The organism is Tamlana sp. s12 (genome assembly GCF_016767215.1).
Classification (GTDB): Bacteria; Bacteroidota; Bacteroidia; order Flavobacteriales; family Flavobacteriaceae; genus Pseudotamlana; species Pseudotamlana agarivorans.
Genome location: NZ_CP068547.1, coordinates 2,362,853 through 2,375,241 on the forward strand (window position 1 = coordinate 2,362,853; position 12,389 = coordinate 2,375,241).

The 12,389-nt window shown below is 34.4% G+C and carries 12 protein-coding genes; 8 read left to right on the forward strand and 4 right to left on the reverse strand.

What is annotated here, in order from left to right; translation table 11 throughout:
• Positions 1–42: 42 nt before the first annotated feature.
• Positions 43–1,671: an acyl-CoA carboxylase subunit beta gene (locus JJL45_RS10325; protein WP_068604100.1), complete on the reverse strand. Its 1,629-nt coding sequence runs from the start codon at positions 1,669–1,671 to the stop codon at positions 43–45.
• A 193-nt stretch (positions 1,672–1,864) separates the two neighbouring features.
• Between JJL45_RS10325 and JJL45_RS10330 the strand changes: the two genes are divergently transcribed.
• The 3 genes from JJL45_RS10330 to JJL45_RS10340 are packed head-to-tail and all read left to right on the forward strand — an operon-like array spanning position 1,865 to position 3,577.
• Positions 1,865–2,395, forward strand: coding sequence for an NADPH-dependent FMN reductase (locus JJL45_RS10330; RefSeq protein ID WP_068604098.1), 531 nt, complete (start codon positions 1,865–1,867; stop codon positions 2,393–2,395).
• A 2-nt stretch (positions 2,396–2,397) separates the two neighbouring features.
• On the forward strand, positions 2,398–2,835 hold the full coding sequence (locus tag JJL45_RS10335) for a MarR family winged helix-turn-helix transcriptional regulator (RefSeq protein WP_082935966.1): 438 nt from the start codon (positions 2,398–2,400) through the stop codon (positions 2,833–2,835).
• Positions 2,836–2,854: 19 nt separating this feature from the next.
• Positions 2,855–3,577, forward strand: coding sequence for a pirin family protein (locus JJL45_RS10340; RefSeq protein ID WP_068604094.1), 723 nt, complete (start codon positions 2,855–2,857; stop codon positions 3,575–3,577).
• A 181-nt stretch (positions 3,578–3,758) separates the two neighbouring features.
• On the opposite strand, the gene JJL45_RS10345 is transcribed toward JJL45_RS10340, so the two are convergent.
• On the reverse strand, positions 3,759–4,940 hold the full coding sequence (locus tag JJL45_RS10345) for an MFS transporter (RefSeq protein WP_068604092.1): 1,182 nt from the start codon (positions 4,938–4,940) through the stop codon (positions 3,759–3,761).
• Between the two features lie 453 nt (positions 4,941–5,393).
• On the opposite strand from JJL45_RS10345, the gene JJL45_RS10350 reads away from it, so the two are divergent.
• The 3 genes from JJL45_RS10350 (at position 5,394) to nudK (ending at position 7,960) form a co-directional block, all read left to right on the forward strand.
• The gene (locus JJL45_RS10350) at positions 5,394–5,576 is read left to right on the forward strand and encodes a CAL67264 family membrane protein (RefSeq protein ID WP_067148219.1); all 183 of its coding nucleotides are present in this window, start codon (positions 5,394–5,396) and stop codon (positions 5,574–5,576) included.
• A gap of 30 nt (positions 5,577–5,606) precedes the next feature.
• Entirely contained in the window at positions 5,607–7,298 is a 1,692-nt protein-coding gene (ettA, locus tag JJL45_RS10355; protein ID WP_067148222.1) for an energy-dependent translational throttle protein EttA, read from the forward strand.
• A 77-nt stretch (positions 7,299–7,375) separates the two neighbouring features.
• On the forward strand, positions 7,376–7,960 hold the full coding sequence (gene nudK / locus JJL45_RS10360) for a GDP-mannose pyrophosphatase NudK (protein WP_068604090.1): 585 nt from the start codon (positions 7,376–7,378) through the stop codon (positions 7,958–7,960).
• Positions 7,961–8,010: 50 nt separating this feature from the next.
• On the opposite strand, the gene JJL45_RS10365 is transcribed toward nudK, so the two are convergent.
• The gene (locus JJL45_RS10365; RefSeq protein ID WP_068604088.1) at positions 8,011–9,030 is read right to left on the reverse strand and encodes a formimidoylglutamase; all 1,020 of its coding nucleotides are present in this window, start codon (positions 9,028–9,030) and stop codon (positions 8,011–8,013) included.
• Between the two features lie 107 nt (positions 9,031–9,137).
• Here JJL45_RS10365 and JJL45_RS10370 point away from each other — a divergent pair, with 107 nt between their 5' ends.
• Complete coding sequence (locus tag JJL45_RS10370) at positions 9,138–10,022, forward strand: chromosome partitioning protein ParA (RefSeq protein WP_068604086.1); 885 nt, start codon at positions 9,138–9,140, stop codon at positions 10,020–10,022.
• Between the two features lie 172 nt (positions 10,023–10,194).
• Positions 10,195–10,770 (forward strand): Crp/Fnr family transcriptional regulator, encoded by a 576-nt coding sequence (locus JJL45_RS10375; RefSeq protein WP_068604084.1) that lies wholly within the window; start codon positions 10,195–10,197, stop codon positions 10,768–10,770.
• A 216-nt stretch (positions 10,771–10,986) separates the two neighbouring features.
• On the opposite strand, the gene fumC is transcribed toward JJL45_RS10375, so the two are convergent.
• On the reverse strand, positions 10,987–12,384 hold the full coding sequence (fumC, locus tag JJL45_RS10380; protein ID WP_068604083.1) for a class II fumarate hydratase: 1,398 nt from the start codon (positions 12,382–12,384) through the stop codon (positions 10,987–10,989).
• Positions 12,385–12,389: the final 5 nt, after the last annotated feature.

The following is a 12,389-nucleotide window of genomic DNA, read 5'->3' on the forward strand; positions in this document are numbered from 1 at the left end:
AAGATACGAAATATTACTTGCATTTAAAAATAAATCCCTTTGTTAAACTTGTAGGACACCTAAATTAAAAGCTTTTTCAATAGGAGCGTGGTTTGCTGCTTCAATACCCATACTTACCCAAGTTCGGGTGTCTAGCGGGTTAATAATACCATCGGTCCAAATTCTAGCAGCAGCATAGTATGGAGACACTTGATTGTCATAACGATCCTTAATTTTATTGAATAATTCCGCTTCTTTTTCAGGTGTTATTTTCTCTCCAGATTTTTCTAAGGAAGCTTTTTCTATTTGTAACAAAACTTTTGCGGCCGAATTACCACTCATAACAGCCAATTCTGCACTTGGCCAAGCGGCTATTAATCGAGGGTCGTAAGCCTTTCCACACATGGCATAGTTTCCAGCACCATAGCTATTACCGATGATAATGGTAAACTTAGGAACCACCGAATTACTTACCGCATTTACCATTTTAGCGCCATCTTTAATAATACCACTATGCTCACTTTTACTACCAACCATAAATCCAGTAACATCTTGTAAAAACACTAAAGGAATTTTCTTTTGGTTACAGTTTGCTATAAAACGGGTGGCTTTATCGGCGCTATCATTGTAAATAACACCTCCAAATTGCATTTCACCTTTTTTGGTTTTAACTAGTTTTCGCTGATTAGCTACGATACCAACCGCCCAGCCATCAATTCTAGCATAACAAGTAATTATGGTTTGTCCATAACCCGCTTTATATTCATCGTATTCAGAGTTGTCAACTAAACGCTTGATAACCTCATACATATCATATTGATCGGCTCTAGATTTTGGAATAATTCCGAATAAATCTTCTGGATTTTCTAGAGGATTTTTGGCTTCAATACGATTAAAACCAGCCTTATCATAATCACCGATCTTACCTACGATATTTTTTATAGTTGTTAAAGCATCTTCATCATCTTTAGCCTTATAATCAGTAACTCCTGAAATCTCACAATGGGTAGTAGCACCACCTAAAGTTTCATTGTCAATGGATTCTCCAATCGCGGCTTTAACTAAATAACTTCCGGCAAGGAAAATACTACCTGTTTTATCTACAATTATAGATTCATCACTCATAATAGGTAAATAAGCACCACCAGCTACACAGCTTCCCATAACAGCAGCTATTTGTGTAATACCCATACTACTCATAATCGCATTGTTTCTGAATATGCGACCGAAATGTTCTTTGTCAGGAAATATCTCATCCTGTAAAGGGAGATAAACGCCTGCAGAATCAACTAAATAAATAATTGGGAGTTTGTTTTCAATGGCAATTTCTTGTGCTCTAAGATTCTTTTTTCCTGTAATGGGAAACCAGGCACCAGCTTTTACAGTCGCATCATTTGCAACCACAACACATTGTTTGCCTTGTATGTATCCTATTTTTACAACAACGCCTCCAGAAGGGCATCCACCGTGCTCTTGATACATATCTTCACCTGCAAAGGCAGCAATTTCAATGGCTTTAGATTTTTCGTCTAATAAATAGTCAATACGCTCTCTAGCCGTCATTTTACCTTGACTATGTAGTTTTTCAATGCGTTTTTTTCCGCCGCCAAGGCTAACTTTTATAAAGCGTTGGTTAAGGTCAGAGAGTAAAAGTTTATTGTGATCTTCGTTTTTATTGAAGTTAAGATCCATAATGTGATTGATTATTAAGCTAAGCACAAAAATAGCTATTCTAGGTTAATGTATACAAGTAAATTGTGTGATCCTTAATCAGTCTAATTATTTTTTATTGTAAGTTAATGGTTGTTTATATATTTTACATGGAATTATATTCCTTGGAATATAAATTTATTTTGCTTAAATTTGTATCATCAAAAATATAGATATGAAAAAAGTAATAGCATTCGCAGGAAGTAATAGTAAAACCTCAATAAATAAGCAATTGGCTGTTTACGCTTCCAGTTTATTGGAAAATGTAGACGTTAATATTTTGGATTTAAATGATTTTGAACTGCCACTTTTTGGTGTCGATTTAGAATCAGAAATAGGTATTCCAGAAAAGGCTCATGATTTTTTAAATTTGATAAAGGATTCAGATGGTATTATTTTATCACTTGCCGAACATAACGGAGCCTATTCCACAGCTTTTAAAAATTTATTCGATTGGATGACACGTATTGAAAGCAAAACATTTTACGGTAAACCTATGTTGCTTTTAGCTACTTCACCAGGAGGTAGAGGAGGACAATCGGTTTTGGAAATTGCTTCAGGAAGGTTTCCGTTTCATAACGCGGAAATAGTAGAGACTTTTTCTTTACCATTTTTTGGAGAACACTTTGCTGATAATAAAATAACGGATAGTGGGTTTAATGCCGATCTAACGAAAAAAGTGGCAACTTTTCAAAATGCATTGTAGGTATGGGAGATATTTCAAAGGACATTCAATCAAAATTCCCAAATGCTAAAGTAAAAGCATTAATCAATATTATTTATACGGCAAACTGGATAAATAGCCATCAGAATGAATTTTTTAAGCCTTTTGGAATTTCGCCTCAGCAGTTTAATATTTTAAGAATTTTACGAGGAGCAGGTGAGCCTATTAGTGTGCAAGCTATTAAGGAACGCATGTTAGAGCGTGCCCCAAATGCCACGCGTTTAATGGATAAATTATGCACTAAAAAGTTGATAAATAGATTGCCTTGCCCAGGGGATAGACGCGTTGTTCATATAGAAATTACCGATTTAGGTTTAACTTTATTAGAAGAAATTTCTAAGGATTTTAAAGAAGACTTGCTTGTAAACCTTACCGAATCGGAAGCTATACAATTAAGTGATTTACTAGATAAAATAAGATAAATAGAAAGAATAAAAAAAGATGAAAACAGTTATTCATAAAGCAGATAGTCGTGGTTTTGCAAATCATGGTTGGTTACAAGCCAATCACTCTTTTAGTTTTGCAAATTATCATGACCCAGCTAAAATCAATTTTGGTGCACTTCGTGTGCTAAATGATGATGTTATAGCCCCCAAAATGGGTTTTGGCACACATCCACATGATAACATGGAAATCATCACCATTCCCTTAAAAGGAGTATTAAAACATAGAGATTCTATGCATAATTCTTGGGAATCTGTGCTTCCTGGAGAAGTGCAGGTGATGTCGGCAGGAACGGGTGTTCAGCATTCAGAAATTAATGGGTCTCAGGAGGAGCATTTAGGATTGTTTCAAATCTGGATTATGCCAAATCAGCAACAAGTTGAACCACGTTACGATCAAAAATCATTTAAAGAAACGGATAGGAAAAACAAGCTTCAACTATTGGTGTCTTCTATGGATGATGAAAGTGAAAACATTTTGAAGATTCATCAAGACGCTAAAATTTCACGCATAGATTTGGATGCTGGTAAAGCATTAAGCTATAAGATGAAATCCGCTCAACACGGCGTTTATGTCATGGTGGTTTATGGGCAAGTTGCTTTTGGTGGTGAACTACTTGAAACCAGAGACGCCATTGGTATAAGTGAAACGGCAACTTTTTCCGCGGAAGCGATAGAAGATACCTCGTTACTATTCATTGAAGTACCGCTGCAGTTTTAAACGTTAGGGTACTGTAATAATATATTAAGCATATTCTGAAAAGTAAACTTGTTGTCATATTGAGCCTGTCGAAATATTGATACCTAATGAATAATCAAAATCGGTTTCGATAAGCTCAATCTGATAAACCATATTTAACTTATTTTTAGATAGTTATACTACTTGATTTCATTTGAGCTATTTAATCGCAAACAGGATTTAAGTTTTTGCGATTTACCTGTTTCTTCCTTAAGAAAATAATTCCAACAGCTATTAAAACGCCTATGCCAGCCATTACTGCGCCAACCCAATCTGCAGAAGTGTAACCATAACCCATAGCAATGGGAAGTCCTGCAAAATACGCGCCCGAAGCATTACCTATATTAAAAGCACTCTGATTTAATGAAGACCCCAAAGTTTCAGAACCTTTTGAAGCGTTGATAATAGCCACTTGAATAGGTGTTGATAAGCAAAATGTAACCGCTCCAATAATAAAAGTCATCACTAAAACAAGTATTTTATCTGAAGCTAAAATGGTATTTAGTACCAAGCAGATTACCATGAAAATTAAAGTGATAATAATGGCGTAAATAGGAGTGAACTTTTCGGCCAATTTAGCACCAAGAAAGTTTCCGATGACCATGCCTAGACCAGCTAAAATCATTGCTAATGATACCATAGAGTCTGGATGTCCGGCCACTTCAGTTATTAATGGGGCAATATAGCTATACCATGCAAAGAATCCGCCGGTACCAATAGTGGTAAGTAAAATGATAAGCCATAATTCTAAGCGTTTAAAAATTTTTAATTCCTTTAGAAATGAGGCTTCTGAAGATTGTTTTAAAGCCGGAATCCAAAAATGAACGCTTAAAACTGCTAGAATACCAACTATGCCCACCATATAAAACGACACATGCCAACTAAAGTGTTTACCAAGGTATGTGCCTAAGGGTACGCCTAAAAGGTTTGCAAATGTTAAGCCACTAAACATGATGGCAATTCCTTGGGCTTCTTTTCCAGGTTTGGATAATTTTCCAGCAACAACAGCGCCAATTCCAAAAAAGGCACCGTGGGGTAAACCAGATAGAAATCTTAAAATTAATAACGAATGATACCCGTTCGCAAAGGTTGAAAGCGTGTTAAATACGGTAAACCATAGCATTAAAACCAATAACACTTTGTTTGCAGGCCATTTGCTACCTAATCCTGTAAGCACAGGGGCGCCAATAACAACACCAAGAGCATACGCCGAAATAAAATGTCCGGCCTTAGGAATGCTAATGTCTAAAGCAGTGGCTACTTCTGGCAGAATCCCCATTATTACAAATTCTGTTAATCCAATACCAAAACCTCCAATGGCTAACGATAATAAAGCTTTATTCATTTTAGTTAAACCTAAATTTTATTAAAGACACAAAGTAAAGCGTAAATCACAACTTATTTCGGCTAAAAGATTTAAATAAAAGTTAATTGTAAAACTGAGAAATTTTTAATCTAACCGTTAAATTATTTTAAATAATTATAATATCTATTATTAATTTGATAGCGTGAATTGGAGAAATTTCACTAAAAATGTTTAAAAAGCATGCTTCAATTTTGTGCCATTACTATAAATACTAAATTTTGGTTTCTACATATGAAAATGAGAAAATCTTGGTTGAAGTAATAATCTTCATAATATTTACTAAAAATTACTGTTAAAAATACGATATTTGCTACTTGACTTCAAGGGAGAGTAGCTAACTGTTTTTCCTTATTTTATATGAATTGACAACTTAAAACTATAACGTTTAGTGTATTTTAAATAAAACTAAATGTATAAACAAGAAATTAAATTATGGCGATGAATAAAAACACGGTATTAGCGTGGGCAACATGGATTATGATAATTGTAGGATTGGCATTAATTGCACTTGGTGCTTTTAGATATAACGATGTGGCAGGCTGGGGATTTGCGGCTGTAGGCATCGGCTTTTTTGCTGTAGCCTGGGTGTTTAATGCCTTAAAAGGACGTGTATAATCGATATTAATACAGAAAATTACTTTTACTATGAGTGACGATAAAAAAATTATTTTTTCAATGTCTGGTGTAACCAAGACATTTCAAAGTGCAAATACGCCTGTACTTAAAAACATATATTTAAGCTTTTTCTATGGCGCTAAAATTGGAATTTTAGGTCTAAATGGTTCAGGGAAATCAACCCTTTTAAAGATTATTGCTGGCGTTGATAAAAATTATCAAGGTGATGTGGTCTTTTCTCAGGATTATTCTGTTGGGTACTTAGAACAGGAACCTAAACTAGATGATGATAAAACGGTTATGGAAGTTGTTCGTGAAGGTGCTGCAGAAACGGTAGCAATTCTTGACGAATACAACAAAATTAACGATAGTTTCGGATTGGAAGAAGTGTATTCAGATCCTGATAAAATGGAGAAGCTTATGGCGCGCCAAGCGGTATTACAAGATCAAATTGATGCCGCTAACGCCTGGGAACTGGACACCAAGCTTGAAATCGCTATGGATGCCTTAAGAACTCCAGACGGAGACAAAAAAATAGGCGTGTTGTCTGGTGGTGAAAAACGTCGTGTTGCATTATGTCGTTTACTTTTAAAGGAACCTGATGTATTACTTTTAGATGAGCCTACCAACCACTTGGATGCGGAATCTGTGCATTGGTTAGAGCATCATTTGGCACAATACAAAGGAACTGTAATTGCTGTAACGCACGATAGATACTTTCTAGATAATGTAGCTGGATGGATTTTAGAATTGGATCGAGGAGAAGGTATTCCATGGAAAGGAAACTATTCATCTTGGTTAGATCAAAAATCTAAACGTATGGCTCAAGAAGGTAAAGCGGCTTCTAAACGTCAGAAAACATTAGAACGTGAGTTAGAATGGGTGAAGCAAGGTGCTAAAGGACGCCAAACGAAGCAAAAGGCACGTTTAAAGAATTATGATAAGTTATTAAGTCAAGACCAAAAACAGCTTGATGAAAAGCTTGAAATCTATATTCCAAACGGACCGCGTTTAGGAACCAATGTGATTGAAGCAAAGGGTGTAGCCAAAGGCTATGGCGATAAATTGTTATACGATAATTTAAATTTCAACCTACCTCAAGCTGGAATTGTTGGTATTATTGGTCCGAATGGCGCAGGTAAAACCACTATTTTTAGAATGATTATGGGTGAAGAAACTCCAGATAAAGGAGAGTTTACTGTTGGAGAAACTGCTAAGATCGCATATGTGGATCAAAGTCACTCCAATATCGATCCAGAAAAAACCATTTGGCAAAATTTTAGCGACGAGCAAGAATTAGTGATGATGGGAGGAAAACAAGTGAATTCAAGAGCTTATTTAAGTCGTTTCAACTTTTCTGGAAGTGAGCAAAATAAAAAAGTAAGTTTATTGTCTGGTGGAGAACGTAACCGTCTGCATTTGGCCATGACCTTAAAAGAAGAAGGAAACGTTTTATTACTAGATGAGCCAACCAATGATTTAGATGTAAACACCTTAAGAGCTTTAGAGGAAGGTTTGGAAAACTTCGCTGGATGTGCCGTGGTGATTTCGCACGACAGATGGTTCTTAGATAGAATTTGTACACACATTTTAGCTTTTGAAGGCGATTCTCAAGTGTATTTCTTTGAAGGTTCTTTCTCAGAATATGAGGAAAACAAGAAAAGTAGACTAGGAGGAGACTTAATGCCTAAACGTATAAAATATAGAAAGTTAGTAAGATAATTTTAATAGTAAGCGCTCACTGTAAAGTGGGCGTTTTTTATGTCAATTCGTTTAAGACTAGAAAGATTTTAATTAAAATGACAGATCCTAAAATTAAAAATATTGAAAGCAGCTTGCTTTCGGACAACTATTACATCCTTAAAAAATTCAGTTTTGATTTCCTAATGTCTAACGGAAAATGGGTTAATCAAATGCGAGAAGTTTACGATCGTGGCGATGGTGCCGGAATTCTTCTTTATAATACATTAAAAAAGACCGTTATTTTAACAAAACAATTTAGAATGCCAACCTATTTAAATGAAAATTCAGATGGCATGTTGGTTGAAATTTGTGCGGGTATGTTAGACAAAGATAATCCAGAAGCATGTGTTATTCGAGAAACTGAAGAGGAGGTAGGCTATAGACTAAAAGAGGTTAAAAAAGTATTCGAAGCTTATTCTTCACCAGGTGTTATGACCGAAAAGATGCATTTTTTTATTGGCGAATATACCGATGACATGAAAGTTAGCTCTGGAGGAGGTTTAGAAGAAGAACATGAAGATATTGAAGTTTTAGAAATTCCTTTTTCTGAAGCCATTAAAATGCTTAGTCAAGGTGAAATACATGACACAAGAACTATTGTATTGTTGCAATACGCTCAAATTCATAGACTTTTAGACTAATTACAACGTCATATTTTAATACAAATTTGGATTAAGTAACCCTATTCAAATCATTTAGTTGCGGCTCTTATAAAATCGGTAATGAGGTAAGTAAGTAGTTTTCCAACAAGAGCGCCTTTCTTTTTTGAGGCATCTGCCTCACATAAATGAAGGTAAGCGGCATTTTCATGCATGGCAAATTTATGAAGAAATTGTCTTGCTTTGCTAGCGCTAAATCCGCTTGGAGTCATAGCACTGCTCGCTATGTTTTCAATAGCATCACAATCGATTTCTATACCAAAAGGTTCTTCACAAATAAATAAGGCTGCTCTTTTTAATTCTTTTCTAAACTTTAATTCATTTCTTACTTCTAAGGCTTCAAAAGTATTATACTTAATGTTTTTGGAATCGTTTAGTGTTTTTAAAATTTGATCGGACGAGTAGTTTTCATGTAATCCAAAAACAAAGTAATGATTGAGGAAGCCTTCCGCGGAAGCGTAACTAAAACCATTTCCACTATGACGGCCTTCTTCAGATCTAAAATCGGAATGCGCATCAAAATTAATCGCATTTATGGGGTGTCCCAAAGCCAAGCTTGCACCTTTAATATTACCATAAGCGTTATTATGACCGCCACCAATTATAATAGGTTTCTTTCCAGCTAAAACAATTTTATAAACAAGATGAGAAACATATTCATCTATGGTTTCAACTAATTTTCTGGCTTTTAAAATATCTTTCTTTTTAGAGCCATTTAACTTTTCTAAAGTTTCTAATTCTGGACTAAAATTTAGATGCCCTAGAACTAAAACGCGCTCTGCTTTGGTAAAAGCATTACTCTGTATGTTTAACAGTACTTTCAGGGTAGATTCCCATGTATTGGAGGTGCCCGTTTTTCCGTAATTGGCAAAAACACCTACATCCTCAGGAAGTCCTATGATTACAAAATCAACATCCAAATTTAAAAGTTGTTCGTATATATTATTGACGCGCGGCAGCATTTTGATATGCTGACCGAACTTGGATTCACCCAATCGTTTGTTTAATAACTTGTTACGTGTAGCAGTGTTAAATAAAACCAGTTTATCCATGATAAGTAAAATTTGAATATTAAAAATACATTATAAATATTTTATAACCTTAAAAACCAAAAATTAAAAATTACGTTTAACTTTATCGAAATTAAATCAACAAAATTATGGAAAATAACAAAACTAGTTCTGGATTAAAAATTGCTTTAGGTATCGCCATTGTTTTATTTTTAGGAACCGCATTTTATACCATGAACCTTTATAAGCAGTCTAATGATGACAAAAAGGAATTGGCAGAACAAAAACAATTAGTGATGAATGATCTAAACGCCATGGCAAAACAATATGACGAGGCAATTAGCGAAAGTGAAATCACTAATAATAACTTAATTGAAGCTAGAGGTCGAATTCAAGGATTAATAGATTCTTTAAAAATTTCTGAAACCAATGTAAAAAGTTTGTGGAGATACAAGCAGAAATATGTTTCACTTCAAAAAGAAATGGATGCTATTTTAGCTCAAAACGATTCACTTAGAATTGAAAACTCATACTTAGCAACATCATTAGATAGCACGCGTGTTCGTTTAGAGGAGCGTACTGTATTTACCGATTCATTATTAGTACAAAATAATGCTTTGGCTGAAGTTGTAGAGAATGCTTCGATTTTGAATACTATAGATTTGAAAGGATCTGGAGTTATTGAAAGAACATCAGGGAAAGTTATTCCTACCGAGCGTGCAAGAAGAGCAGATAAAGTTCGTGTGTGTTTTACAGTAGCTAAAAACGCTTTAGTTCAAGCAGGAGATCAAGAATTATATGTTCAAGTTATCGATCCTAAAAACACGACGTTAGGTCTTAACGAACAAGTTGAGTTTGATGGTAAAATTTTTAATTATAGTATCATTAGTAAATTTAACTACGAAAATGCTAATTTAAATATATGTGAATTTGTAGATCTAAAAGGTGATGCAGATTTTGAAAAAGGACGTTACATTGTTAATGTATACAACCAAAAGGATTTAGTTTCTACAACTGAATTTACTTTGAAATAATAAAATATAAACACTTAAAGTACCTAAAACCTCAAATGTAAAGTTTGAGGTTTTTTTATACCCGAATATGAAATTATTTAATTTTGCATATCTTTAAACCAAACTTAATAGCACTTTATTGCTAACACTTCCCACCCCAAATTATTAATGCTAATTTTTAAATGATGCATACATGGATGTAAACCATGCTTTTTTAAATACTTTCTTAGACGTTTCCGAAGAGAGTTATAAGCAGTTATTAGAATTGTCTACGATTAGAGATTTAAAGGCCGGAGATCAAGTCTCTAAAAATGGAGAGGTTCCTACTAAGATTTATTTGTTAGTATCTGGTACGATGCGGGCTTATTTGAGTTCCAAAGAAGGTAAGGAGTACACTAAAAGCTTTTTTACTTCTTTTAGTTTTGTTGGGTCATTAACGGCTTTAGTACAAAAATGTCCATCAAAATTAATTTACGAAGCATTAACCGATTGTAAGGTCTACGAATTAAACTTTGCAAACTTCAAAGAGCTTTGTAATAAGGATTTAAATATAAGTGCACTATATAATAAAGTCTTAGAGCACATTTTTATTAAATATGAAGAGCGACAATTAGAATTAATTTCTATGGATGCAACTGCTAGGTATTTAAAACTACAAAAGGAAATGCCCGATATCGAAAAAGTTTTACCACAATTTCAAATAGCGAGTTTTTTAAGTATTACTCCAGTTCAGTTAAGTAGAATCCGAAAGAAATTAAAGTCACAATAAATACTTACAAAAGTTTGTAAGTATTTTGTAGGGAAATGTTAAAATTTATGTTTTCATTAACATTATTAACAAATGTTAACTAAAGGTTAAATGGTTAGTTTTATATTTGGGTAATTCACTAAAGGTTTATTCTTTAATGATACACTAATTAACCAACCATAAAAAAAGCAGGTCATTTTATATAACCTGCTTTTTTATTTTAAGTATGTTGATTGTTTATTTTAAACTTCCAACCATGTTTTCTGGTTTTACCCAAGCATCATAATCTTCAGCAGAAACATATCCTAAATTGATAGCCTCTTCCTTAAGGGTAGTACCATTTTTATGTGCTGTATTAGCAATTTCAGCAGCTTTGTAGTAACCAATTTTAGGGTTTAACGCCGTTACAAGCATTAAAGAGTTGTTTAATAATCTGGTAATAACCTCTTGGTTTGGTTCAATACCAACGGCACAATTCTCTTCAAAACTAACACATGCATCACCAATTAATTGAGCTGATTGTAATACGTTTGCAGCCATAACAGGTTTAAAAACGTTAAGCTCGTAGTGACCTTGTAAACCACCAACAGAAACAGCAACATCATTACCCATAACTTGAGCACAAACCATTGTCATAGCCTCACATTGCGTTGGGTTTACTTTTCCTGGCATAATAGAACTTCCTGGCTCATTGGCAGGAATGATGATTTCACCAATACCTGAACGTGGACCAGAAGCCATTAATCTAATATCATTTGCTATTTTGTTTAAAGAAACAGCCAATTGTTTTAAAGCACCATGAGTCTCTACAAGTGCATCATGTGCTGCTAAAGCTTCAAATTTATTTGGAGCTGTTACAAATGGTAATTTTGTAAAATCTGCAATATATTTTGCAACTAATTCACTATAACCTTGAGGTGTATTTAAGCCAGTTCCTACTGCTGTTCCTCCAAGTGCTAGTTCACTTAAGTGAGGTAAGGTGTTTTCTAAAGCTCTTAAACCATGATCTAACTGAGCGACATACCCAGAGATTTCCTGACCTAAAGTAATAGGTGTAGCATCCATAAGGTGTGTTCTACCTATTTTTACCACATCACTGAAAGCTTTAGATTTATCATTTAAGGTGTTTCTTAGTTTTTTAACACCAGGAATCGTTGTTTCAACAATCTTTTTATAGGCTGCAATGTGCATGCCTGTAGGAAAGGTATCATTTGAAGACTGAGACTTGTTAACGTCATCATTAGGCTGGATGGTTTTTTCGCCCTCTCCAATCACTTTTCCTGCTATTTGGTGCGCTCTATTTGCAATCACCTCATTCACATTCATGTTACTTTGAGTTCCAGAACCTGTTTGCCAAATTACTAAAGGAAATTGATCGTCGTGTTTTCCTTCTAAAATTTCATCGCAAACTTGAGAAATTAAATCACGTTTTTCAGCATCCATAACACCCAATTCACAATTGGTATGGGCAGCCGCTTTTTTTAAGTAGGCAAATCCGTAAACAATTTCTAAAGGCATAGAAGCCGCTGGTCCAATTTTAAAGTTGTTTCTAGAGCGTTCTGTTTGAGCGCCCCAAAGTTTATCGGCTGGTACTTGTACCTCACCCATAGTATCTTTTTCGATTCTGTAACTCATCTTAA